This is a genomic window from Rhizobium sp. PP-CC-3G-465, assembly GCF_004343445.1.
In the GTDB taxonomy this organism is placed as follows: Bacteria; Pseudomonadota; Alphaproteobacteria; order Rhizobiales; family Rhizobiaceae; genus Ferranicluibacter; species Ferranicluibacter rubi.
In genome coordinates this window covers 265,962-289,226 of record NZ_SLYH01000003.1, presented here as the reverse complement: position 1 = coordinate 289,226, position 23,265 = coordinate 265,962, and the positions used below count along the sequence as shown (strand labels likewise).

21 protein-coding genes are annotated in these 23,265 nt (G+C 63.6%); 13 read left to right on the top strand and 8 right to left on the bottom strand.

The features are described 5' to 3' along the window. Window positions 1-248: 248 nt before the first annotated feature. The 4 genes from C8J33_RS15565 to C8J33_RS15550 form a co-directional block, all read right to left on the bottom strand. The gene (locus C8J33_RS15565) at window positions 249-1,766 is read right to left on the bottom strand and encodes a tripartite tricarboxylate transporter permease (protein WP_110730386.1); all 1,518 of its coding nucleotides are present in this window, start codon (window positions 1,764-1,766) and stop codon (window positions 249-251) included. Between the two features lie 9 nt (window positions 1,767-1,775). After that, the gene (locus tag C8J33_RS15560; protein WP_132664847.1) at window positions 1,776-2,270 is read right to left on the bottom strand and encodes a tripartite tricarboxylate transporter TctB family protein; all 495 of its coding nucleotides are present in this window, start codon (window positions 2,268-2,270) and stop codon (window positions 1,776-1,778) included. Continuing rightward, the gene (locus tag C8J33_RS15555; protein ID WP_110801207.1) at window positions 2,267-3,211 is read right to left on the bottom strand and encodes a Bug family tripartite tricarboxylate transporter substrate binding protein; all 945 of its coding nucleotides are present in this window, start codon (window positions 3,209-3,211) and stop codon (window positions 2,267-2,269) included. Before C8J33_RS15555 ends, C8J33_RS15560 begins: the two co-directional genes overlap by 4 nt. Window positions 3,212-3,489: 278 nt before the next feature. Next, window positions 3,490-4,560 carry an ABC transporter substrate-binding protein gene (locus C8J33_RS15550; protein ID WP_132664914.1) on the bottom strand — a complete coding sequence of 357 codons (1,071 nt, stop codon included), beginning with the start codon at window positions 4,558-4,560 and terminating at the stop codon, window positions 3,490-3,492. Between the two features lie 142 nt (window positions 4,561-4,702). On the opposite strand from C8J33_RS15550, the gene C8J33_RS15545 reads away from it, so the two are divergent. The 4 genes from C8J33_RS15545 (at window position 4,703) to C8J33_RS15530 (ending at window position 9,817) form a co-directional block, all read left to right on the top strand. Continuing rightward, on the top strand, window positions 4,703-5,401 hold the full coding sequence (locus C8J33_RS15545; protein ID WP_110730390.1) for a response regulator: 699 nt from the start codon (window positions 4,703-4,705) through the stop codon (window positions 5,399-5,401). Window positions 5,402-5,406: 5 nt separating this feature from the next. Then, on the top strand, window positions 5,407-6,810 hold the full coding sequence (locus tag C8J33_RS15540) for a sensor histidine kinase (protein WP_165929830.1): 1,404 nt from the start codon (window positions 5,407-5,409) through the stop codon (window positions 6,808-6,810). A gap of 169 nt (window positions 6,811-6,979) precedes the next feature. Further along, window positions 6,980-8,431 carry an NAD-dependent succinate-semialdehyde dehydrogenase gene (locus C8J33_RS15535; RefSeq protein WP_132664845.1) on the top strand — a complete coding sequence of 484 codons (1,452 nt, stop codon included), beginning with the start codon at window positions 6,980-6,982 and terminating at the stop codon, window positions 8,429-8,431. Between the two features lie 141 nt (window positions 8,432-8,572). Next, window positions 8,573-9,817, top strand: coding sequence for a M24 family metallopeptidase (locus C8J33_RS15530; protein ID WP_132664844.1), 1,245 nt, complete (start codon window positions 8,573-8,575; stop codon window positions 9,815-9,817). A 23-nt stretch (window positions 9,818-9,840) separates the two neighbouring features. Here C8J33_RS15530 and C8J33_RS15525 read toward each other — a convergent pair whose 3' ends face one another. Both C8J33_RS15525 and C8J33_RS15520 read right to left on the bottom strand, forming a co-directional pair. Further along, a complete protein-coding gene (locus tag C8J33_RS15525) occupies window positions 9,841-11,370 on the bottom strand; it encodes a UdgX family uracil-DNA binding protein (RefSeq protein WP_245507191.1) in 1,530 nt (509 codons plus the stop codon). 32 nt (window positions 11,371-11,402) lie between these two features. Further along, window positions 11,403-12,635, bottom strand: coding sequence for a putative DNA modification/repair radical SAM protein (locus C8J33_RS15520; RefSeq protein ID WP_110801105.1), 1,233 nt, complete (start codon window positions 12,633-12,635; stop codon window positions 11,403-11,405). Between the two features lie 234 nt (window positions 12,636-12,869). Between C8J33_RS15520 and C8J33_RS15515 the strand changes: the two genes are divergently transcribed. From C8J33_RS15515 to C8J33_RS15505, 3 genes are all read left to right on the top strand, one after another. Beyond that, the gene (locus C8J33_RS15515) at window positions 12,870-13,430 is read left to right on the top strand and encodes a type 1 glutamine amidotransferase domain-containing protein (protein ID WP_132664842.1); all 561 of its coding nucleotides are present in this window, start codon (window positions 12,870-12,872) and stop codon (window positions 13,428-13,430) included. Between the two features lie 148 nt (window positions 13,431-13,578). Continuing rightward, complete coding sequence (locus C8J33_RS15510) at window positions 13,579-14,481, top strand: HpcH/HpaI aldolase/citrate lyase family protein (protein ID WP_132664913.1); 903 nt, start codon at window positions 13,579-13,581, stop codon at window positions 14,479-14,481. Further along, a complete protein-coding gene (locus tag C8J33_RS15505) occupies window positions 14,478-14,684 on the top strand; it encodes a DUF1737 domain-containing protein (RefSeq protein WP_132664841.1) in 207 nt (68 codons plus the stop codon). The genes C8J33_RS15510 and C8J33_RS15505 overlap by 4 nt, the downstream gene beginning before the upstream one ends. A gap of 36 nt (window positions 14,685-14,720) precedes the next feature. Here the strand turns inward: C8J33_RS15505 and C8J33_RS15500 are convergent, their stop codons facing one another. Continuing rightward, a complete protein-coding gene (locus tag C8J33_RS15500) occupies window positions 14,721-15,155 on the bottom strand; it encodes a metallopeptidase family protein (RefSeq protein ID WP_110801101.1) in 435 nt (144 codons plus the stop codon). 171 nt (window positions 15,156-15,326) lie between these two features. On the opposite strand from C8J33_RS15500, the gene C8J33_RS27565 reads away from it, so the two are divergent. The 6 genes from C8J33_RS27565 to bfr all read left to right on the top strand — a co-directional run bounded on the left by C8J33_RS27565 (window position 15,327) and on the right by bfr (window position 22,609). Continuing rightward, on the top strand, window positions 15,327-16,325 hold the full coding sequence (locus C8J33_RS27565) for an ImuA family protein (protein ID WP_245507190.1): 999 nt from the start codon (window positions 15,327-15,329) through the stop codon (window positions 16,323-16,325). Further along, window positions 16,276-17,802, top strand: coding sequence for a DNA polymerase Y family protein (locus tag C8J33_RS15495; RefSeq protein WP_245507202.1), 1,527 nt, complete (start codon window positions 16,276-16,278; stop codon window positions 17,800-17,802). The genes C8J33_RS27565 and C8J33_RS15495 overlap by 50 nt, the downstream gene beginning before the upstream one ends. Further along, on the top strand, window positions 17,799-21,386 hold the full coding sequence (locus C8J33_RS15490) for an error-prone DNA polymerase (RefSeq protein ID WP_132664839.1): 3,588 nt from the start codon (window positions 17,799-17,801) through the stop codon (window positions 21,384-21,386). Before C8J33_RS15495 ends, C8J33_RS15490 begins: the two co-directional genes overlap by 4 nt. 9 nt (window positions 21,387-21,395) lie before the next feature. Beyond that, complete coding sequence (locus tag C8J33_RS15485) at window positions 21,396-21,731, top strand: hypothetical protein (protein ID WP_110801098.1); 336 nt, start codon at window positions 21,396-21,398, stop codon at window positions 21,729-21,731. A 97-nt stretch (window positions 21,732-21,828) separates the two neighbouring features. Beyond that, window positions 21,829-22,140, top strand: a complete 312-nt coding sequence (locus tag C8J33_RS15480; RefSeq protein WP_092930998.1) for a (2Fe-2S)-binding protein — start codon at window positions 21,829-21,831, stop codon at window positions 22,138-22,140. After that, window positions 22,106-22,609 carry a bacterioferritin gene (gene bfr, locus C8J33_RS15475; RefSeq protein WP_110730400.1) on the top strand — a complete coding sequence of 168 codons (504 nt, stop codon included), beginning with the start codon at window positions 22,106-22,108 and terminating at the stop codon, window positions 22,607-22,609. The genes C8J33_RS15480 and bfr overlap by 35 nt, the downstream gene beginning before the upstream one ends. A 97-nt stretch (window positions 22,610-22,706) precedes the next feature. On the opposite strand, the gene C8J33_RS15470 is transcribed toward bfr, so the two are convergent. After that, the gene (locus tag C8J33_RS15470; protein ID WP_132664838.1) at window positions 22,707-23,255 is read right to left on the bottom strand and encodes an RNA pyrophosphohydrolase; all 549 of its coding nucleotides are present in this window, start codon (window positions 23,253-23,255) and stop codon (window positions 22,707-22,709) included. Window positions 23,256-23,265: the final 10 nt, after the last annotated feature.

Sequence of the window (23,265 nt, the reverse complement as noted above, 5' to 3'; positions counted from 1 at the left end):
GTGACCTGAAGATGGGCTTCCCAAGCCCCTTTCACAATGCACAAGAGTTCATTGCAGCCATGCGCGGCAAGCAAGACGGACATCTTAAGAAACTATTACTTCGCGAGGCCGCCGCTAAGACGTTTGCAGAGACAAGTATCGCCGGAATTAAACCGATTATATTGCCGCTGTCCAAAGCCGGAAATGGAAATGGCCGGACGCCCCAAGAGCATCCTGCCATTCGATGTCATGCGCGATGAAACCTCGGATCAGTCTTCGCTGGCGGCCAGTTGCGAGAGCACCTGTCCGCGTCCGCGCGCCCGCAGGATCAGTGGCACGATCAGAGCCAGTGCTGCGATGGTCAGCAGCACGGCCGCGATCGGCGAGGTGAAGAGCACGCTCGGATCGCCCTGGCTGATCGCCAGCGCCCGGCGCAGCTGCTGTTCGGCGAGCGGCCCGAGAATGAGGCCGACTACGACGGGCGCGATGGGATAGCCGAGGATGCGCATGATGTAGCCGAGAAGGCCGAAGCCGAGCAGCATGCCGAGTTCGAAGACGGACGGATTGGCGCCGATGGTGCCGAGCGTCGCGAATAGCAGGATGCCGGCATAGAGCCAGGGCTTCGGGATCGTCAGCAGCTTCACCCAGAGGCCCACCAGCGGCAGATTGAGGACGAGCAGCATGAAGTTGGCAATCAGCAGCGAGGCGATGAGACCCCAGACGAGTTGCGGGTTGGTGGCAAACAGAAGCGGGCCCGGCTGCAGGCCGTATTGCTGGAAGCCGGCGAGCATGATGGCGGCGGTGGCCGTCGTCGGCAGGCCGAGCGTCAGGAGCGGCACCAGCGTGCCGGCGGCGGACGCGTTGTTGGCGGCCTCCGGTCCGGCGACACCTTCGATCGCACCGTGCCCGAATTCTTCCGGGTGCTTCGTCAGTCGCTTTTCGGTGGCGTAGGAGAGGAAGGTGCCGATTTCAGCACCGCCGGCCGGCATGGCGCCGATCGGGAAGCCAATCAACGTGCCGCGCAGCCAGGGCTTCCAGGAGCGCGACCAGTCCTGCTTGGTCATCCACACCGAGCCCTTGACGGCCTCGACCTTGTCCGGCCCCGTCGCGCCCTGTGCGGCGATGTAGAGCGTCTCGCCGATGGCGAAGAGGGCAACGGCGAGCGTCGTCACTTCGATGCCGTCGAGCAGGTCCGGCACACCGAAGCTCATGCGCGCCTGACCGGTCAGCTGGTCGATGCCGACGATGGCCAGGGCAAAGCCGATGAAGAGCGAGGTCAGCCCGCGCAGGGTGGAATCGCCGAAGGCCGAGGATACGGTGACGAAGGCGAGAACCATCAGCGCGAAATATTCGCGCGGCCCGAAGACGAGGGCCACCTTGACCACGAAGGGTGCGATGAACGCCAAGCCGATGGTGGCGATGAGGCCGGCGACGAAGGAGCCGATGGCGGCGGTCGCCAAGGCCGGTCCGCCCCGGCCCTTCCGGGCCATCTTGTTGCCCTCCAGCGCCGTGACGATGGAGGCGCTTTCGCCGGGCGTGTTGAGCAGGATCGAGGTGGTGGAGCCGCCATACATGCCGCCATAATAGATGCCCGCGAACATGATCAGCGATCCCGCAGGATCGAGCCGGTAGGTCACGGGCAGCAGGAGTGCGACCGTCAGCGCCGGGCCGATGCCCGGGAGAACGCCGACCGCGGTGCCCAGCGTCACGCCGACCAGCGCGTAGAGCAGGTTCATCGGCTGCATGGCAATGCCGATGCCCTGGAGCAGGAATTCGAATGTCGACATGACGGTCTCTTAAAAGAAGAGGTGTTCGAGCGGCCCTGCCGGCAGCGACAGCTGCAGGAGACCGGCGAAGATGAGCCAGACGGCGAGACAGAGCACGATGCCGACCGGAATGGTGATCCACAGCTTGCGCCGGCCGAAGCCCGCCGCCGTGAACGCGAAGAGCAGGCCCGTGGCAATCGAGAAGCCGGCGATGCGAAGCAGAAGCATCTGCAGGACGAGACCCCCGACGATCCACGCGACCGGCGGAATTTCCTGGCGTTCGCGCACCGGGAACTCGCTGCGGAAAGCGGCAACGGCGGTCCAGATGGCCAGGCCGAGAAGACACCAGGCGATGACGAAGGGAACGGTGGCAGGGCCGATCTTGGAGTAATTGGCCATGGCCGAAAGGCGGGAGCTATCCCAGAAGATCAGGCCGGCAAGGCCGCCGAGGAAGACCGCAACGGCAAGCGCCGCCCTGTCGGGGCGGCGCGAGGTTGCGCTTTGTGTGCGCGAAAGTTCGCTCATTGAACGAGACCGATGTCTTTAAGGATGGTTTCGGTGGCCGAGACGTCCTTGGCGAGCTGTTCCTTGAAGGCGTCGCCCGACAGGTAGGTGTCCTGCCAGCCCTTGGTCTTCAGCGTTTCCTGCCAGGAGGCGGACTTCACCATCTTTTCGACGTCGGCGGTGACGGCGGCCTTCTGTTCGGCGGACAGGCCGGGCGCAGCGGCGACCATGCGCCAGTTCTGTACGACCACGTCGAGGCCGCTTTCCTTCAGCGTCGGGGCTTCGACGCCGGCGATCTTCTCGGCGCTGGAGACGGCGAGGAGGCGCAGCGTGCCGGACTTCACCTGCGATTCGAATTCGCCGTAGCCGGAGATGCCGGCGGTGACCTGATTGCCGAGAATGGCTGCCAGCGCTTCGCCGCCGCCCGAAAACGCGATGTAGTTGATCTTGGTCGGATCGACGCCGGCTGCCTTGGCGATGAGGCCGACCGCGATATGGTCGGTGCCGCCGGCCGAGCCGCCAGCCCAGGAGACCGACCCCGGATCCTTCTTCAGCGCCTCGACGAGGTCGCCCATGGTCTTCAGCGGCGATTCGGCGGGAACGACGATCGCTTCGTATTCGCCGGTCAGGCGGGCGATCGGCTCGACTTCGCTCAGCGAAACCGGCGACTTGTTCGTCAGGATGGCGCCGACCATGACGTAGCCGCCGACGAGCAGGGCATTGGGGTTGCCGGCCGACTGGCTGGCGAACTGGGCGAGACCAATCGTGCCGCCGGCGCCGGGTACGTTCTGCACCTGCACGTTGCCGGAGATCTTTTCCTGCTGCAGGGCGGTCTGCATGGAGCGCGCCGTCTGATCCCAGCCGCCGCCGGGATTGGCCGGTGCGATGATGGTGTAGTCGGCAGCGGCCACTGGGAGCGCCATGGCACCGGCGATCAGGGATGCAATGAGAAACTGTTTCAAGGTGACGTCCTCCGTCAGCGCGTTTGCGCGCTTTGTTTCGATTCTTGACGCGAGGAGTATGTGGAACAGGCGCGCGTGAGATCGAGGGATCTTCGCTCGGGCCGTTTTGGGTGAGACACTCCTCCGCACCGCTTCGTCACCGCCTCCACGGCTGACGAACACCACTAAGCCACCATAGTAAGCTGACATCAACCTGACATCCATGCATCCCGTGCATAACTCAGGATAGATCGCGCCAGATTTCGCGGGGGCTTTGGTTTCTGTCCGGGGGTCACGGTTTATGGGAGGCCGAGCACGTCCTTCCAGCGGGCGATCAGGCGGGCACGCTTCACCTGGTCGAGATAGACCATCAGGCCGGGGCTGACGGGAACGGGACGCAGCTGCGCGCCCAGAATGTCCTGCAACGTGCTTGCCGTGTTGTCGCCGGCCACGTCCGGATTGACGGCGGCGATATGAAGCTCGCGCGCCATGATCGACTGACCCTCGGCGGACATGAAGAATTCGAGATAGCGCCGTCCGAGTTCGGGTGCAGCGGCGGCCTCCGGCACGAGGCCGATCCGGGAGATGACGACGGTGTAATCGGTCGGCAGGATGATGCCGAGATCGGGATGATGCTCGGCCCAATCGGCCGCGTAGGAGCCGACGATGTTGTAGCCGAGCAGGAAGCGGCCATCGGCGACCCGCTCCAGAATATCGGAGCTCGTGGCATAAAGCTTGACCCCGGCGTCGCCCATGGCGCGGATCACCGACCAGATGTCGCCGAACTGCTCCTGATCGCGCGCCATGAACAGGAAGCCGACGCCGGAACGCTCGATATCGTAGGTGCCGATGCGGCCAAAGGCCTTGCTGCCCGCCTCGCGCAGGAAGCGCACGAACTCCGCGCGGGTCGAGGGCGGTTTGCGGCCGGCAAAGCTCGGCTTGTGGTAGACGAAGACGGCCGGCTCGAAGGTCAGGGCATAGGCGGTGTTGCGCCAGTTGGCCCAGGCCGGCCAGGAGCGGGTGAGGGGCAGGTCGCTTGGCTGGGCATAGCCGTCATTGGTCAGCTTCACCTGCAGGTCCATCGCCGAGGAAAAGGCGAAGTCCGCCGTCTTCTGCCCGGCATCCGTTTCCCGGACGATCCGGTCGTAGATCTCGCCGGTCAGCATGTTTTCATGGCGAACGGCAATGTCGGGATTGGCGGTCTGGAACCCGTTGATCAGCGGCTGCGCCAGGGGATCGTCCAGCGAGGAATAGACGTTGAGCACCGGCGCATCCGCCCGGCCGGATCGTGCGGGGAAAAAATCGGGCGCGGCGGCGGCAGCGACCGGACCGGCAAGAAACAGGAGGAAGGCTGCGGCGAGGCGAAACATCGGCGGAGTGTGCGCCAGCGGTGGCCTTCGCACAAGCGTGGCCAAGCCGGCTTCCTCTGCAATTCCAAATCGATGGTCGAAAATCGTTTTGTCCGTACCAGGACTTATTCTAGGATCGCGAGGGTCGAGGAGCCGCCACGTTTTGAGAATTCTTCTGGTCGAAGACAACAAGGTCCTGTCGGAAGGGCTTGCCGCCATCCTGCGCGGCAGCGGCTATGCCGTGGACGTGGTGCGTGACGGTGCTTCGGCGGATGCGGCGGCGGCAACCGAGCGGTTCGATCTCGTGATCCTCGACCTGACCCTGCCCGAGATGGACGGGCTCGACGTGCTGCGCTCCATGCGGGCGCGGCAGAACCGGTCGGCCGTGCTGATCCTGACCGCGCGGGGGAGTGCGGAGGAAAAGGTGCGCGGGCTCGATCTCGGCGCCGACGACTATATGATCAAGCCCTTCGACATCGGCGAGTTCGAGGCGCGTGTGCGCGTTCTTCTGCGCCGGCAGGCGGGCCTGCGCTCTTCCATGGTCACCTTCGGCTCGGTTTCGCTGGACCTGACCTCGCGGACCTTCTCGTCCGACGGCATCCCTATCGACATTCCCCTGCGCGAGACCGGGCTTCTGGAGATCCTGTTCATGCGGGCCGGCAAGGTGGTGGCGAAGGACGCCATCATGCAGTCGCTGACGGCGTTCGACGACGATCTCAGCCCCAATGCCATCGAGCAATATGTCAGCCGCCTGCGCAAGCGCCTCTCGCCCTATGGGCTGACGGTGCGTACGGCGCGCGGCATCGGCTACTATCTCGACAAGGCGGCGGCGCCGGCCGATCCTGCGCCGGACATGGCATGAGCGGGGTGCGGGCAGCGCATTCGCTGCGCAGGCGGCTGCTGGCCTGGCTGCTGGCAGCCACGGCCGTCATCGGCATCATCGCACTCGGCGATACCTATCGGGAAGCCGTGAAGACGGCGAACAGCGTGTCGGATCGTGTGCTGGCGGGATCGGCGCTCGCGATTGCCGACCGTGTGGTCGTTGCGGAAGACGGCACGCTGGAGGTCGACATGCCCTATGTCGCGCTGGAAATGTTGACCTCGGCAGCGCAGGACCGGGTGTTCTACCGGGTCGATGGGCCGCCCGGCCATTTCATCACCGGTTACCGGACCCTGCCAGGCATTGCCGAAATGCAGGGACGGCAGGCGGTCTATCTCGATTCCGACTATCGCGGCGAGCCGATCCGTATTGCCGCGCTGGAACGCTCCGCCTCGACGGGGATCAATTCCGTACCCTTCGTCGTGACGGTGGCGGAAACCACGGTGGCGCGCCAGCAGTTGGCCCGTGCGCTGCTGTTTCGCTCCGCACTGCGCCTGTTCCTGCTGATCGTCGGGGCGGCGGCCATCGTCTGGATCGCCGTCACATTGTCGCTCCGTCCGCTCTACCGGCTGGGCGACGCCATTGCCGAGCGCAGCCCCGATGATCTTCGCCCGATCCGGCAATCCGTGCCGCGGGAGGTGGAAGGGCTGGTCGAGACGGTCAATTCCTTCATGGTGCGGCTGCAATCGGCGCTCGATGCCATGCGGCATTTCTCCGGCAATGCGGGCCACCAGCTGCGCACGCCGCTCGCCGTGGTGCGCACACAGCTCGCGCTCGCGGCCCGGTCCGAAAAGCCGAAGGACATCAAGACGTTCATCGCCCGCAGCGACGAGGCCGTCGGTCATGCGGAACGGATCCTGACGCAGTTGCTGCTTCTGGCAAAGATCGATGCGACGGGATCGGGATCGTCGACCACTCCGGTGCCGATGGACCTGACGATGGTCGCGCGGGAGATCACGGCGGAATACGTGCCCCGCGCGGCCGATGCCGGTATCGATCTCGGCTTCGAAGGCGAGGGAACCGCCTTCATCGCCGCGGAACCGCTGCTGATCGGCGAACTCCTGCGCAACCTCGTGGAAAATGCGCTCGCCTATGCCGGACAGGGTGCCGAGGTAACGGTGAGGGTGGGCCACGAGCTGGCCGTCGTGTTCCTTGATGTCGAGGACAACGGGCCGGGAATTCCACCGGAAAGATTGTCCGCCGTGCGCCAGCGCTTTGCCCGCGGCGAGAGCGAGGCGCCGGGTCTTGGGCTCGGGCTGCCGATCGTCGAGGAGATCGCGGTTCGCTTCGAGGGACGTCTCTCGCTCGGGCCGGCCGTGATGGATGAGCGCGGGACCGGCCGCGGCCTGAGGGCGCGGGTGGTGTTTCCCGCTGCAGCCATCGACGCCTGACGATCGTTCGCAGCGCCGATCATTCGCCCTTTTCATTCGTTGGCGTGGTCATCTGATCAGCGGATTTCATTGGTCACATCGGGCCAATCGCGGCAATGTCTGGAGCCTTCTCCCCGGGGCATTAGAACGCCTGACGCGGTGGGGAATTGCCTTGACTCGGGAGCCTGCCATGCGTGTCACATCCGACCTTACCCGCCATCTCCGGGATCCGCGGATCCTTGCCGAGGCCGAGGTGACGTGTGCGGCGTTCGAGGTTCGCAATCCCTCTTCCGGCGTTCTGCTCGCGACCCTGCCGGATATGGGCGTGCCGGAAACGCGCGCGGCGATCGAGCGGGCATCGGTGGTGCAGCCGGCCTGGGCGGGGCTGCCCGCCAAGGACCGCAGCCAGCTCATGCGGCGCTGGCACGATCTCGTCCTCGCGCATATCGACGATCTCGCCGCGATCCTGACCGCCGAGATGGGCAAGCCGCTGGGCGAGGCGCGCTCGGAGGTGCAGCATGCCGCAGCCTATATCGAATGGTATGCCGAAGAGGCGAAGCGCGTCTATGGCGAGACGTTTCCGGCACCGTCCACGGACAGGCGGATGTTCGTGATCAAGCAGCCGGTCGGCATCGTCGGCACGATCACGCCGTGGAATTTCCCGGCCTCCATGGTGGCGCGAAAGGTCGCGCCGGCGCTGGCTGTGGGGTGCCCCGTCATCCTGAAGCCGGCCGAACAGACGCCGCTGGTGGCCGTCGCGCTGCATCGGCTGGCGATCGATGCCGGCTTCCCCGAAGGCGTGTTCCAGCTCGTCCTTGCCAGCGAGGGCCAGGCGGTGGGCTATGAGCTCTGCACGCATCCGAAGGTGCGCAAGATCAGCTTCACCGGCTCCACCGAGGTCGGGCGGCTTTTGATGCGGCAATGTGCCGACCAGATCAAGAAGGTGAGCCTTGAACTGGGTGGAAGCGCGCCGTTCATCGTCTTCGACGATGCGGATATCGACGCCGCGGTCGATGGCGCCGTGCAGGCGAAGTTCCGCAATGCCGGGCAGACCTGCACGTCGGCCAATCGGATCTATGTTCAGTCCGCGATCTATGACACCTTTGCCGAAAAGCTCGCGGCCCATGTCGCCGATCTGTGCGTCGGGGATGGTTTCGAGCCGAGCGTTTCGGTCGGCCCGCTGATCGACGAGGCGGCGCTGCGCAAGGTGACGCATCATGTCGAGGATGCGGTGTTGCGCGGCGCGCAGGTGCTTTGCGGCGGCGGTCGGGTCGGCGAGACCGGCACCTTCTTTGCGCCGACGGTGCTGACCCATGTGGATCACGGCATGCTGGTCGCCTGCGACGAGACATTTGGCCCGGTGGCACCGGTCATTAGGTTCGAGACCGTCGAGGATGTGATCCATCAGGCGAACGACACGATCTACGGCCTTGCGGCCTATTTCTATGCCACCGAGCTGCGCAAAGTCTGGCGAGTGGCCGAGGCGCTGGACTACGGCATGATCGGCATCAACACCGGACGCATGTCGTCCGAGGCGGCGCCCTTCGGCGGGCTGAAACAGTCGGGGATCGGCCGCGAGGGGTCGCGGCACGGCATGGAGGATTACCTCGACATGAAATATCTCTGCATGGGCAATATCTAGAGTCTGTCAGGTTCATTCTGAAGCAGCCAGACTCTAGATTCCTTTGTTGTCGTTTGTCTCTTGGGGATAACCGGATTCCACTTATCCCTGACAAACTCTAGCGTACAGACCGCAATGAAGCCCGGGTGAATGGAGACGGATATGACGTATCTCGACAGGGACCGGGCGGCACGGCTCATGGCTGCGGCCGGACTCGATGCGCTTCTTCTGTTCACGCCGGAAGGCTTTACCTATGCGACGGGTGCGAGCCCCGGTGTCGGCACGATGTGGCGGCGTGCCGGGGCCGTCGCGGCCCTCGTTCCCGCAGATTCGGGTCTGCCCATCGGTGCCGTCGTCAGCGATCTGTTCGAGGAGAGTTTTCGGGCATCGAGCGCGGTCACTGATATCCGCATCCATCCGCTCTGGGTGGAGACGGCGGATGTGAGGCTGCACGACACAACCCAGCCTGTGCCCGATCTTATTGTCGCTGCGTGGGCAGGCTCCGGACGGGCGGCTGGCTTTGTGCGGCCGGAGACGTTCGATGCGGCGCTCGGGTTTCGCCTCGCCGGCGATCTTCTGGCGGCCCGGAAGCTTGGCAGCGCGCGTGTCGGCGTCGAGCTCGACAGCCTTTCGGTTTCGGATTTCGCCGCGTTGTCGGCGGCACTGCCCGGTTGCCGGCTGGTCGATGGCAGCGACGTGCTGCGCCGGCTGAAGATGGTGAAATCGGCGCGGGAGATCGAACATCTGCGCACCGCCGTCACGCTGGCCGAGGTCGGGATCGGCGCACTGGCGGCGGCGATCGCGCCCGGGCAGACGCGCGATGCGCTGGCGCAGGTCTGGACGTCGGCCGTGCAGGCGGCGGCGCGGGAGCGGGATATCCACAACCTGACAGGACATTGGGAATATGTGTCGGTCGGCGCCAATCCCTGGTCGCGGGGCGGCGTGGTGGAGGAGGGATCGCTGATCAAGGTCGATGTGGGTTGCCTGATCAGTGGCTATACGTCGGATACCGGACGGACCTTCGTCTGCGGCACGCCGACGGCCCTGCAGAGCCGGCTGTTCGACGCGCTGTCTCAGGCTTTCGCGGCGGGCCTCTCGCAGATCCGGCCAGGCATAGAGATGCGGGCGGTGCATGAGGCGGCGCGTGGAGCGATGGCGAAAGCGGGCTTTCCGGGTTTCAGCCGCGGCCATTTCGGCCATGGTCTCGGTGCAGGGCTCGGCAGCGAGGAGTGGCCGTTCTTTTCCGCGACCAGCAGCGTCGTGCTGGAGCCCGGTATGGTCGTCGCCTTCGAGACGCCCTGGTATGTGGAGGGCGTCGGCGGCATGATCATCGAGAACCAGTTGCTGATCACGCCGGATGGCCATGAGGTTATGAACAGCCTGCCATGGGGATTGGTCTCTGTCTGACACCGGCTACCGCATAGCCGGCTCTATAGTGTGTCGCTGAGGCTCTTGATCGCTTGCAGATCTTCGCGAAAACGGTCGATCTCCTCACGCTTGCGTCCCTCGTCGGGAATGCGCAGGAGGTAGGAGGGATGGACTGTGGTGTAGAGCGCACGCCCGTCATCGAGATCGACCCTGCGGCTCCGGTAGTCGCTGAGGCGTTCGGCATGGTTCATGACGGAGGTCAGCGCGGTTGCGCCCATCGCGACCACCAGTTTGGGCTGGATCAGGTCGAGTTCCAGCTTGAGCCACCAGCGACAGGCGCGGATTTCGCCCATATTCGGCTTCTGGTGGATACGGCGCTTGCCGCGTGGCTCGTATTTGAAATGCTTCACCGCATTGGTGACATAGGCATGTTTCCGATCGAGCTCGACCTCACCGGCGATCGTGTCGAACATCTTGCCGGCGGGGCCGATGAAGGGACGGCCGGCAAGATCCTCCTGGTCGCCCGGCTGCTCGCCGACGAACATCAGTTTTGCGTCGTCAGGCCCTTCGCCGAACACGGTCTGCGTCGCCTTGCAGGAGAGCGGACAGCGGGTGCAGTCGCGCGCTTCTGCTCGTGCGGCCTCCAGCGTACCGGGACGGGTGGTGTTCTCCTCGGTCTTTGGCATGGCGGCCTCGCGCACCTTCGCGTGGAAGGCCGGCGGGTCCCTCATCGCCTGTTCGGCCATGGCCCGCACTTTTTCTTCCGCGCCGGCGATCAGGCCGGGGATGAGGTCGGCTTCCGGCAGGTTCTTCCAATATTTCTTCGGCATTTCCGACTGCATCGCCTTCACCTTCAGCCGCGCCGGATTGAAGATGTTGCTGTAATAGGTGCGCCACAGTGTGTCCGCGTCATCGGTCAGTTTGGGATCGTCGGCCGGCTCCGACGTCACCGTCAGCGCGGTTCCATCCCAGGCGGCGGAGCCTTTCGGCGTGGCGATGATCCAGTCCATATCGGTGAAGCGCCGCTGGAAGAAAGGGGCCGCGCGCGCGACGATGAAATGATCCGGCTCGAACCAGGCGAAAAAACGCCGGCGGCCGATCGGGATGCCGCTCGCCTCCAGAGGGGCGGGACGGGCGATCACCTCCATGATGTCCGTCGTCGATGTGCCTGTTGTGGATGTGCTGGCGCCGATCTCCTTGAAGCGCACGAAGGCCTTCATCTTGTGACTGTCACGACGAACGGATTTTTCCATGGCATTGAGACGGACGACATCGGCATCGGAGACGATGTCGAGCAGATTGCGCTCGGCCTGCAGGCGCCAGAGCGTGCGATAGAGAAGCGTGAAACGGCCGGGATCGGAATGGCAGATCACGGTTTCCGCCAGCGTCATGAAGGCGCGGGGAACGGTGATCTCCGGCCGCGCTCCCTCTGGTTTCGCTTCTGCGTTCGGCTGCGCCGGCGGCGGATCGGCAAAGAGGTCGGTTGCGCCGTGCTTTTCCCGCCAGTCCACGGCGGCCGGCCGCGTTCCCACCATCAGAAGCCGGCGTGCGGCCTCCCGCCATTCGCCGAAATCGCCCTTCCCGTCGAGCATGACCGTTTGCCTCTCAAGGTCGAGCGGCTGCATCAGAGAAGGACCAGCTGTTCCGGTTTCGGCGCGAACATCGTGCGCAGGTCCGGCCGGTCGATCAAGCGCGACGGCGTCCAGCCTTCGGCAATGATGAAGGCCTGTACTTTTTTCAGCGAGACCTTGAGGCGGACGAGATCTTCCAGCCGCAAGGTGCGGTGCCGGCGGGCGGTGAGGATGGCGCGGACGATCTTCGTGCCGAAACCGGGTACGCGCAGAAGCATCTCGCGATCGGCCTTGTTGATGTCGACGGGAAAGCGCTGCCGGTTGGCGAGCGCCCAGGCGAGCTTCGGGTCGAGATCGAGATCGAGCATGCCATCCGGCTGGTCGCGCGTGATCTCCTCGATGCCGAAGCCGTAGAAGCGATAGAGCCAGTCGGCCTGGTAGAGCCGGTGCTCGCGCATCAAAGGCGGCTTGACGAGGGGCAGGTTGCGTGAGGCATCCGGAATGGGGCTGAAGGCGGAGTAATAGACACGGCGCAGGCCGTAGCTGCCGTAAAGCCGGGCGCTGGTGCCGAGGATGACGCTGTCGTTCGCCTGGTCGGCGCCGACGATCATCTGCGTGCTTTGACCGGCGGGCGCAAAGCGCCGTATGCGCTTGGTCTGAAGGGTCGGGTCGCGCATTTCCTCGATCTTCAGGCGGAGATCGCCCATCGACTTGCGAATGCCGGCAGGCCGTTTTTCCGGCGCATAGCGGGTCAAGCCTGCATCGGTCGGCAGTTCGATGTTGATCGACAGGCGGTCGGCATAAAGCCCGGCCTCTTCGATCAGCGCAGCGGATGCTTCGGGGATGGATTTCAGATGGATGTAGCCGCGGAAATTATGCGTGACGCGCAGCTCGCGCGCAATGCGCACCATCTCCTCCATCGTATGGTCGGACGAGCGGATGATGCCGGACGACAGGAACAGGCCTTCGATATAGTTGCGCCGATAGAATTCGAGCGTCAGCCAGACGACTTCCTCGACCGAAAAGCGTGCGCGCTCGACATTGCTGGACGACCTGTTGATGCAATACGCACAGTCGTAGATGCAGAAATTCGTCATCAGGATCTTGAGCAGGGAAATGCATCGCCCGTCGGGCGCATAGGCATGACAGATGCCGGATCCCTCCGTAGAGCCGAGGCCGCCACTGGCCGACGAATTGCGTTTCGTCGTTCCGCTGGAGGCACAGGACGCATCGTATTTGGCCGCATCCGAAAGGATGGCCAAACGCTCTTTCAGCGACTTTTTCATGATGTTCTACATATGTTCTTTTATCGTTCGCGTCAATGTTGTGTGCGTGAACGGTTTCATTTTCGACGTTGATCGTCTGCTGATGCGACAGGCCGGGTCGGAAATGATGCGGATGTTTTTGGGGAACGATCGGTGGAGCGTCTCGTTAACAGGGCGAACCCGTCGTGACATTCGCCTCCGATATCCCCGGGATGATCGGAAGCAAAATATCAAAAGACAGTAAGGAGCAGGCTTATGCCTTCCATCAAGGAATCCAAAATCCTCATTCTCGCAACGGACGGCTACGAGCGGTCTGAACTGCGCGTGCCCTATGATGACTTGCAGAAGCAGGGTGCGACCGTGAAGATCGCCTCGATCGGCAAGACCAGCATCAAGAGCTGGGACGAAAAGGATTGGGGCGACAGCATCGACGTCGATCTCGAGGCGAAGGACGTCAGGATCGAGGATTTCGATGCGCTCGTTCTGCCGGGCGGACAGATCAATCCCGACAAGCTGCGCGTCGAGGACGAGGCGCTCCGGATTGTTCGCGAATTCGTCTCGTCCGGCAAGGTCGTGGCCGCCATCTGCCATGCGCCGTGGCTGCTGGTCGAGGCCGGCGCGGTCAAGGGTCGCAAGGTTACGTCCTTCAAGTCGATCAAGACGGACGTTGTCAATGCCGGTGGCCTCTGGTCGGACGAGGCCGTGGTGACCGACAAGGGCATCATCACCTCTCGCAACCCTGGCGATCTCGATGCCTTTGTGGCGAAGATCGTCGAGGAAGTGGAAGAAGGCCGTCACGATCGCAAGGCCGCCTGAGGCCCGTATTTTTCCAGACATATCAGCCGGCTCCATCGAAAGACGGGGCCGGTTTTTTGATGACCGTCTGCAGGTGCGTTGCTGATAGGCGAGGCTCTGAAAGCATGAGACTTGCGAAGACGGGACGGGAAAGGCACAACATGGCATGATGTCCTTGTCCGATCGCCATCCCCACCGCATTCGTCGCTCGGTGCTCTGCGTACCCGCCGACAACGACCGCGCGCTCGCGAAGGTGGCGAGCCTTTCAACCGATGCAGTGATCTACGATCTGGAGGATGCCGTGCTTCCGGAGCGCAAAGCCGGTGCACGCGAAGCGCTGGTGCGTCATCTGGCACAGGCCACGCCCGGTATCGAGCGGATCGTCCGAATCAACAGCCTTGCCTCCGGTTTCGGCGAAGCGGATCTCGAAGCGCTGTCCGCCTGCCGGTTCGATGCGGTGCTGGTACCCAAGGTGGAAGGGCCGCGCGACATTCTCGACATTGCCGAAGCGATGGACGAGGGCGACGGTCTGGAAGACCTGCGGCTCTGGGCGATGATCGAGACGCCGCGGGGCGTTCTCAACGTGGCCGCGATCGCCGAGACCGGGCGAACCCGCGGCGGGCGGCTTGATTGCCTCATTCCCGGCCTCAACGATCTGCGCAAGGAAACGGGCGTTGCGGCTCTCCCAGGGCGCACCTATCTCGTGCCCTGGCTCATGCAGATCCTTCTTGCCGGGCGCGGCAGCGGGCTCGACGTTCTCGACGCCGTCTTCAACGATATCGGCGATGCCGAAGGGTTCGCACAGGAATGCGCTGCCGGCCGCGACATGGGTTTTGACGGCAAAATGCTGATCCATCCGCAGCAGATCGCACCGGCCAATGCCGCCTTCGGCCCAACGGTGCAGGATGAGGCAGAAGCGCTGGAGATCGTCGCGGCCTTCGCTCACCCCGACAATGCGGGCAGGTCGGTCATCGTTCACAAGGGAAAAATGGTCGAGGCCCTGCATCTCGAACAGGCGATCGCCTGTCTTGCAAAGGTCGAGGCCATCCGAAACAAAGGAACACAGCCATGAAGCTCTACCGTTTTCTCACCGGCCCCGACGATGCCAGCTTCTGTCACAAGGTAACGGCCGCCCTCAACAAGGGCTGGGATCTCTACGGCTCGCCGACCTACACCTTCAATGCCGATAGCCAGATCATGCAGTGCGGCCAGGCCGTGGTGAAGGATATCGAGGGCAAGGACTACGTGCCGGAGATGAAGCTGTCCGAGCAATAGAGGCGAAAGCCTCTCACAACGCTATGCGGCGGGCTCCTACCCGCCGACATGCTCCACGCTTTCCTCGATGCGCTCCATGTCGTCATCCGACAGGCCGAAATGATGGCCGATTTCGTGGATCAGCACATGGGTGATGATATCGCCCAGCGTTTCGTCGTTTTCGGCCCAGTAATCGAGGATCGGTCGGCGATAAAGCGTGATCCGGTTCGGCATCGTGCCGGTTTCCATGGTGAACCGCTCGCCGATGCCGCGACCTTCGAACAGGCCCAACAGATCGAACGGCGTTTCCAGCGCCATGTCCTCGAACACGTCGTCATCCGGAAAATCCTCGATCACAATGATGAGGTCTGTGGCCAGCAGCCGGAATTCCTCGGGAAGATGCCCATAGGCCTCCAGTGTCAGGGATTCGAACGTGCTGATGGTCGGCGCATGGCGTTCCCGCCAATCGTCGCTTTGGTCAATCCGGGCCATGGATACTCCTTGTCCTTTTTATATAGCCATTTTCCGGTTCATTTCGAGAAGCAATTCGTTTGGTAAGGCAATTGTGCATAATCTGCGGAATCTTTTCCCAACTGCGTTGACTCTTTTTTGAAGCTCTGGAATCTATAAGAACATATCAAGAACAGATAGGAGTTGACTGCCATGGCTGAAAACGCTGTGCCGCGGGAGACGGTGCTCGCCCTGCGCGATGCCATTGCCCGACTGGAACGAGACAGGCCATCCGGTTCCTGTCTTTCCAGATTGGAGACGGAGGGCGAACGGGCGGGATTTTCCGCGTCCGGACGGTCTCTCCCCATGCCGGACGTCACTGGGCAACACGGCACTGGGCAGGACGTCACCCGGCAGGCTGACGTTCTGCCGCTCGGCGTTCCCACGCTCGATCATGCCATGTCCGGCGGACTGCCGCTCAAGGGGTTGAGCGAGATCCGCGTGGCGGAAACGCGCGATGCCGGTGCCGCCACGGGGTTTACGCTGGGACTTGCCGCGCTCTGCCAGGCGCGGCGTAAGGCGCGGGGCGAGCTCGGGCCGATCCTCTGGATCTCTGAGACGATGGCCGGACAGGAGGCGGGCGAGCCTTATGGTGTCGGCCTGTCGCTTCTCGGGATCGATCTGCGTGCCGCCCTCTTCTCCCGGCCTCGCAATCTGCAGCAGGCGTTGTGGATTGCCGAGGCGGCACTCGGCTTTTCCGTGTTTTCCGCCGTCATTCTGGAGATCCGCGGAAATCCGGCGCGTCTCGGGCTTGCCGAAAGCCGGCGGCTGCAATTGCGGTCGATGGGCAGCGGCGTTCCGATCTTTCTCCTGCGGCAGGCGGGCGAGGAGGAGGCGAGCAGCGCGCACCTGCGTCTTCTCGTGCGCCCCGCGCCCGCAGCCCCGTTCATGCTGCCCGATGGCACGATGCTCACGACCGGCATCGGGCATCCCGCCTTTCACGTCATTGCCGAGAAGACACGGGCCTTTTCCCCTGTCGATGCCTACCTTGAATGGAGTTCCCATGCGCGCCGGTTCCATCCTCTCGACCCCGTCGCCGTCCCTCTTCCGGCAAACGCAGCGGATCCTGTCACTGTCCTTTCCGCATCTGTCGGCCGACCGGGTGGCGCGCCGGCGCTGGGGCGCGTCGTGGCTTTCAAGCGGGCGTCCTGATCACCCGCCGGTGGTGTTCTCCGACAAGGTCGAAAATGCCATGCGGATCGTGGCGCTCGACAGCGTGGCCGATCGCCTGCGACTGAAGCGGGGACAAGGGGTGGCCGAAGCCCGCGCCATGCATCCGCAGCTCGACGTGCTGCCGGCCGATCCCGCCGCCGATCAGACCTTTCTTTCGGCTCTCGCCGACTGGTGCGATCGCTATACGCCGCTGGTCGCCTATGCTGGTGCCGATGGTCTGGCGCTCGACATTACCGGCTGCACGCATCTGCATGGCGGGGAAAAGGCGCTGCTCGACGATGTCCTGTCGCGCCTTTTCCAGCTCGGCGTCGAGGCGCGCGGGGCGATTGCCGCATCTCCCGGCCTCGCCTGGGCTCTTGCACGATTTTCCACTGCGCGATTGTCTGACGATAGCGTGATCGAGGCGGGAGAGGAGGCCGCAGCGCTCGGCCCCCTGCCGGTGACGGCGCTTCGGCTGCCGGAGACCTTGACGGACACACTGATCCGGCTGGGGCTGACCCATGTCGCCGATCTCATGGAGGCACCTCGGGCAGCGCTCGCGCGCCGCTTCGGCCCGCTCGTCTTCCTCCGGCTCGATCAGGCGCTCGGGCATGACGATGAGCCGTTGTCGCCGCGCCGCCCGGTGGCCGAGCTTTCGGTCGAGCGCCGGCTGATCTCGCCGGTTTCAGGCGAAGACGATATTCTCGGGCTTGCGTTGCAGCTTGCCACGGGCCTCAAGACCACGCTTGAGGAGCGGGGAGAGGGCGGGCGCCAGTTCGAGCTGCTGCTCTTTCGGGTCGATGGCAAAGTGTTTCGACTGCGCGCCGGCACATCGTCCCCGTTGCGGGATCCGCAGCGCATCGCGGCGCTCTACAAGGAGCGGCTCGCCGCGGTGCATGACGATCTGGATGCCGGTTTCGGTTTCGAGATCCTGCGGCTCTGCGTCCTGAAAGTCGAGCCGATCAAATCCGTCCAGGACGATTTTTCCGGACGGCCGGACCAGAGCCGGGCGCTTGCCGACTTCACCGATCGCGTCATCGCCCGTTTCGGGGACGAGGTACTCTCCATCGCGGTTCTCGCCGCAAGCCATATCCCCGAGCGGGCGGCGAGCCTGCAGCCGGCGGGCGATGGCGTCTCTCCAGCCGGGAAAATGCTGCAGGCAGAGGAATGGCCGGTCATGCCCGTGCGACCCCTGCGCCTTCTGACCCACCCCGAACGGGTAGAAGTTCCCGCTGCCGATGTTCCCGACGGCGCGCCGGAGCGGTTCTTCTGGCGGCGCACAGCCTACAGGGTCGCCCGGGCGGAAGGGCCGGAGCGCATTGCCGCGGAGTGGTGGATCGATGGCGAGGACGCGCCGACGCGCGACTACTTCCGCATCGAGGACGAGACGGGGCGCCGTTTCTGGATGTTCCGCAACGGCCTTTTCCAGCGCGAGCGGATGCATCCGGACTGGTTCATGCACGGCATTTTCGCATGACCGGCCGCGAGCCCGGAAAAGGTCCGGTGGAGCGAGGTGGTGGGCCGCCCAAAGCCCAGCCGCCGACCTTTTTCGAGCTGGGCGCCTGTACCAATTTCTCCTTCCTGCGCGGCGCCTCGGGTGCCAAGGAGATGGTGGTCACGGCCAAGCGGATCGGTCTTAGGGGTCTTGGGATCGCCGATCGCAACACGCTGTCCGGTGTCGTCCGGGTTCATGCCGAGGCGCGCGAGGAAAAATTTCCTTTCCAGCCGGGCGCACGCCTCGTCTTTGCCGATGGTTCGCCCGACATGCTGGCCTATCCGCGCAACCGGCAGGGATGGGCACATCTCTGCCGCCTGTTGAGCGCCGGCAACCTGCGTGCTGAGCACAAGGGCACCTGCACCCTCTTCCTCTCCGATCTCCTGACATGGCAGGAACACCTGCAAGTGATCGTGATGAAGCGCTGCACCCATGAGAACGTGCATGAGAGCGTTCAGGCCGACCGACAGGGGGCCGACCGACAGGGGCCCGACCGACAGGGGAAAGCGTCGGATGGACCTCATGCAGTGCCATCCGATGCAGGCACGGACGATGGCCTTGACGGGAAGGAGGTCCGTGCCTGGAAGACGCTCGGCGATACCCTCCGGTCGCTACAGCCTCTCATGAAGAGCCGGCTCTTCCTCGGCATGACGCCGCGCTATGACGGGTTCGATGCGCAGGATTTCGCAGCTCTCGCAGTCCTTTCCGACAGTACGGGCGTGCGTCTCATCGCCACGAACGACGTGCTCTATCATTCCCCCGACAGCCGCCCGCTTGCCGATGTCATGACGGCCATTCGCGAGCATGTGACGATTGTGGAGGCAGGCTTCCGGCTGCAGGCCAATGCCGAGCGCTTCCTCAAGGCGCCGGGCGAGATGGTCCGCATCTTCCGTCGCTATCCGCAAGCGGTCGCCAATACCGAACGCTTTTTCCGGACGCTCGATTTCACGCTCGACGAGTTGAAGCATAATTATCCCGATGAAGCCAGTCCGGGCGAGACGTCGGCACAGACGCTCGAACGGCTGGTGCGGGAAGGGGCTGCGCGGCGATATCCGCACGGCGTGCCGGAGGCCGTGGAGACGAAGATCGCCTACGAGCTCGATCTGATCCATAAGAAGCAGTACGAGCCCTATTTTCTGACCGTCCACCGGCTGGTGGCCTTTGCGCGGTCGAAGGACATCCTCTGTCAGGGCCGGGGGTCCGCGGCGAACTCGTCCGTCTGCTACTGCCTGCACGTGACGGAGGTCGATCCGGTCAAGTTCACCCTTCTCTTCGATCGCTTCCTGTCGATGGACCGCGACGAGCCGCCGGATATCGACATCGATTTCGAGCATGCCCGGCGCGATGAGGTGATCAAGTTCATCTACGATACCTATACCAGGGAGCATGCCGGCATCGCGGCGGCGGCCATCAGCTATCGGGCGCGCTCGGCCGGGCGCGAGGTGGCCAAGGTGTTCGGCTTTTCCGAGGACGTGCAGACGGCGCTTGCCGCTTCCATCTGGGGCTGGTGGACGTCGTCGTTTACCGACGAACAGGCAAAGGCCGCCGGGCTCGATCTCACCGACCCGACCGTGATGCGCATGTTCACCTATGCCGGGCGGCTGATGGACATGCCGCGGCATCTCTCCCAGCATGTCGGCGGCTTCGTCATCACGAAGGACCGGCTGGACGAGGTGGTGCCGATCATGCCGACGGCCATGCCCGGCCGCTACATGATCGAGTGGAATAAGGACGATCTGGATACGCTGAAGATCCTCAAAGTCGACGTGCTGGCACTTGGCATGCTCACCTGTCTCGCCAAGGCGTTTCGCATGCTGGAGACCCATTACGGCAAGCAGATGCTGCTCTCGCAAGTCTACGACACCGAGCTCGACTATGGGAACGACGACAATCCGGTCTACGACATGATCTGCCGGGCCGATACGGTTGGGGTGTTCCAGATCGAGAGCCGGGCGCAGATGAGCATGCTGCCGCGGCTCCGACCCCGGGAATTCTACGATCTTGTCATCGAGGTCGCCATCGTGCGGCCGGGCCCGATCCAGGGCGACATGGTGCATCCCTATCTCAAGCGCCGGGAGGCCCGGCTGCGGGGCGAGGCGATCCCCTATGAAAGTCTGGACCTGAAGGCGGTGCTGCAACGGACGCTGGGCGTGCCACTTTTCCAGGAGCAGGCCATGCAGATCGCCATGACGGCCGCAGGGTTCTCGGCGGCCGAGGCCGACCAGTTGCGCCGCGCCATGGCCACCTTCCGGCGGTCGGGGCTGGTCGCGAATTTCGAGACCAAGATGATCGAGGGCATGGTCGCCAACAAATACAGCCGCGATTTCGCCGTCCGCTGCTTCAACCAGATCAAGGGCTTCGGCGAGTACGGCTTTCCCGAAAGCCATGCGGCCTCGTTCGCCCTGCTCGTCTATGCCTCCTGCTGGTTCAAGACCTTCTATCCCGACGTCTTCTGCGCGGCGCTCCTCAATGCCCAACCCATGGGTTTCTATGCCCCGGCGCAGCTGGTGCGCGACGCCCGCGAGCACGGAGTGCAGGTGCGGGCCGTCGATATCAACCGTTCCGACTGGGAAACGATTCTTGAGGACGATGTGGATGGCGGGGGACGAAGCGCCTTCGACCGGCGGGCGATCGATCCGCGGCATCGCGACATGCGGGACGTCATCCGCACGAAATATGGCGTCCGCCTCGGCTTCCGGCTGGTGAAGGGCCTGCGGGAAATCGACATGAAGCAGCTCGCTGCCGTCCGTGGCGAGGGCTATGTCTCGATCTATGATCTTTGGCTGCGATCCGGGCTGGCGCGCAGCGTGCTGGAGCGGCTGGCGGACGCGGATGCCTTTGGTTCGATCGGGCTCGATCGCCGCCGGGCGCTCTGGGCGATCAAGGCGCTCGACGAGCGTGCACCGGCCGAGCGCCTGCCGCTCTTTGCCGCAGCGGGAGAGGCGGACCTCCGGACGGACCCGGCCATGCGCCTGCCGACCATGCCGGCCGGTGAAGAGGTGGTCAACGATTACAGGGCGCTGTCCCTGTCTCTGAAGGCCCATCCTGTTTCCTTCATGCGGGAGGCCTTTGCGCGGGACGGCGTGGTGGCGAGCCGTGGGCTGTCGGGCCTGCGTCCCGGGCGACGCGTCACGGTGGCCGGCCTCGTTCTCGTGCGGCAGCGGCCGGGGTCCGCCAAGGGCGTGATCTTCATGACGCTGGAGGATGAGACGGGCGTTGCCAACATCATCGTCTGGAAAGCCGTCTTCGAGACGTTCCGCGCCGTCGTCATGGGGGCAAGGCTGGTCAAGGTCACCGGCCGCCTGCAAAGCCAGAACGGCGTCATTCACGTCGTTGCCGAGAGCATGGAGGACATGACCGAAGCTCTGGGTCTCCTGAAGGGCGAGGCCCGGCGCTTTGCCGTCAACGAACGGGCGGACGAGGTGCTGCGTGCGACCGTCGACGAGCGGCAGAAGGGCAATGCGGTGGATCAGGCCCAGCGGGAGCGCGCGCGCCGCGAGGCGCGAATCAAATCCGGCCTGATGGAGACGGCGCAGGTCATGCCGAAGGGCCGGAATTTTCACTGAGACCTATTTTTGGAGGTGCTCCGGCGAGAAAAAACGCGCGTCCACATATTTATTTTAGACGGCGCGCATATCGTCGTTCGTCTCATCCAAAGTGACCTGAGATCTCTTTCGAGACGCCCGAAATCTTTTGAAAATATTCCCGACGATAAGACGATGCGGATGTCATTTGATGAGCTGCCTGCGTCCGGGCGGGAACGCTTGCGCAAAGTGTCCGGGATCGATTTTTTGATTGCCCGCCTGTTCGCGAAGATAAGGGATCGCATCGACCTCCCGCCGTCAGTATCAGCCTATGGGCGGATATCCGGCTTCGGTTTCTCTTCCTCTATCTCTTTGGAATTGTTCTAAACTAGACCGGCTCCCCTCACGGGGTTTTTTCTTGACACGAATTATCTTGTTTGTTTACTGCTGGCCTCAGCGAGGATGCGAAAACAGGCAAGACGCCATGCTGGTTTGCAGTTGCAATTTCATCTCCGAAAAGGAGATCGAGGACACGATCACCGCCCTTCTCGATGAGGACTGTTGGCAGCTGATCGTGCCTGCGAAGGTGTATCATGCCATGGCCAAGCGTGGCCGCTGCTGTGGTTGTTTCCCCAATGTCGTCGACCTGATTATCCGGACCACCGAGCGCTATCATGCCCTGCGGCACTCGACGGATGACCAAATATTTGATTTCATGACCCGTCTCAAAAATTTCCATGAAGAAAACAGGAGAGCGGATCTTGAAAGGCGACACAAGGGTCATAGAGCGGCTTAACGAAGCCCTCTATCTCGAACTCGGAGCGGTCAACCAGTACTGGCTGCACTTCCGGCTGCTCGAGGATTGGGGCTATACGCTCCTGGCCAAGAAGGAACGGGCCGAATCCATCGAGGAAATGCATCACGCCGACAAGATTATCGCGCGCATCATCTTCCTCGACGGTCATCCCAACCTGCAGACCGTCGGTGCACTGCGCATCGGGCAGAACGTCAAGGAAGTCCTCGAAGCGGATCTCGCCGGCGAATACGACGCCCGCAGTTCCTACAAGGAATCGCGCGACATCTGTCACGCGGCCGGCGACTACGTTTCCATGAAGCTGTTCGAACAGCTGCTGATCGATGAGGAAGGCCATATCGACTTCCTCGAAACCCAGCTGCAGCTGTTCAATTCGATCGGCGCCGAGAAGTACGGCCAGCTGAACGCGACCTCCGCCGACAAGGCCGAAGTCGGCAGCGAAGACGCCTGATACAGGCTTTGATCGGATGCGGCGGTATTCTCGCCGCATCCTTTTTTCGTATCATCCAAGCCGACACGATCCAGTATCGGCCGCTATGCTGGCGCGTTCAGCCCTTGCGGGCCGTTTCCGTTGCCAGATGTGCGAAGGTGGCGACCACGGTGTCGTAGACCTCCCGCTTGAAGGACACGATGAGACCGGGAAGGTCGGTCATCGGCTTCCACGCCCATTCCTCGAATTCCGGTTCGTGCCCGCCCGGCGGCGGGTTGATGGCGATCTCGCCGTCATCGCCTTCGAAGCGGAACGCGAACCAGCGCTGGGTCTGACCGCGAAACTTGCCCTTCAGCCCGATGCCGATCAGATGGGCCGGCAGATCGTAGTTGATCCAATCGGGCGCTTCCATCAGCAGCGACACGCTGCGCATGCCCGTTTCCTCGTAAAGCTCCCGCTTTGCCGCCTCCAGCGGGTCCTCGCCCTTGTCGATGCCGCCCTGCGGCATCTGCCAGAGCTGGCCCGACCCGTCATATTCCGAATTTCCGAGCGGGATGCGGCGCCCGGCCCAGACAAGGCCGTCGCTATTCAGCACCATGATGCCGACGCAGAGCCGGTAGGGGAGGTCTTCAGCGCGAAGGGGAGGGTTCTTGCCGGTCTTGCTCATCGGGTGTCCT

Bases quoted from the DNA above. Each gene is read 5' to 3' on its own strand.
- C8J33_RS15565 (WP_110730386.1), bottom strand. From the start codon at position 1,766: ATGTCGACATTCGAATTCCTGCTCCAGGGCATCGGCATTGCCATGCAG.
- C8J33_RS15560 (WP_132664847.1), bottom strand. From the start codon at position 2,270: ATGAGCGAACTTTCGCGCACACAAAGCGCAACCTCGCGCCGCCCCGAC.
- C8J33_RS15550 (WP_132664914.1), bottom strand. From the start codon at position 4,560: ATGTTTCGCCTCGCCGCAGCCTTCCTCCTGTTTCTTGCCGGTCCGGTC.
- C8J33_RS15535 (WP_132664845.1), top strand. From the start codon at position 6,980: ATGCGTGTCACATCCGACCTTACCCGCCATCTCCGGGATCCGCGGATC.
- C8J33_RS15530 (WP_132664844.1), top strand. From the start codon at position 8,573: ATGACGTATCTCGACAGGGACCGGGCGGCACGGCTCATGGCTGCGGCC.
- C8J33_RS15525 (WP_245507191.1), bottom strand. From the start codon at position 11,370: ATGCTCGACGGGAAGGGCGATTTCGGCGAATGGCGGGAGGCCGCACGC.
- C8J33_RS15520 (WP_110801105.1), bottom strand. From the start codon at position 12,635: ATGAAAAAGTCGCTGAAAGAGCGTTTGGCCATCCTTTCGGATGCGGCC.
- C8J33_RS15515 (WP_132664842.1), top strand. From the start codon at position 12,870: ATGCCTTCCATCAAGGAATCCAAAATCCTCATTCTCGCAACGGACGGC.
- C8J33_RS15510 (WP_132664913.1), top strand. From the start codon at position 13,579: ATGTCCTTGTCCGATCGCCATCCCCACCGCATTCGTCGCTCGGTGCTC.
- C8J33_RS15505 (WP_132664841.1), top strand. From the start codon at position 14,478: ATGAAGCTCTACCGTTTTCTCACCGGCCCCGACGATGCCAGCTTCTGT.
- C8J33_RS15500 (WP_110801101.1), bottom strand. From the start codon at position 15,155: ATGGCCCGGATTGACCAAAGCGACGATTGGCGGGAACGCCATGCGCCG.
- C8J33_RS27565 (WP_245507190.1), top strand. From the start codon at position 15,327: ATGGCTGAAAACGCTGTGCCGCGGGAGACGGTGCTCGCCCTGCGCGAT.
- C8J33_RS15490 (WP_132664839.1), top strand. From the start codon at position 17,799: ATGACCGGCCGCGAGCCCGGAAAAGGTCCGGTGGAGCGAGGTGGTGGG.
- C8J33_RS15480 (WP_092930998.1), top strand. From the start codon at position 21,829: ATGCTGGTTTGCAGTTGCAATTTCATCTCCGAAAAGGAGATCGAGGAC.
- C8J33_RS15470 (WP_132664838.1), bottom strand. From the start codon at position 23,255: ATGAGCAAGACCGGCAAGAACCCTCCCCTTCGCGCTGAAGACCTCCCC.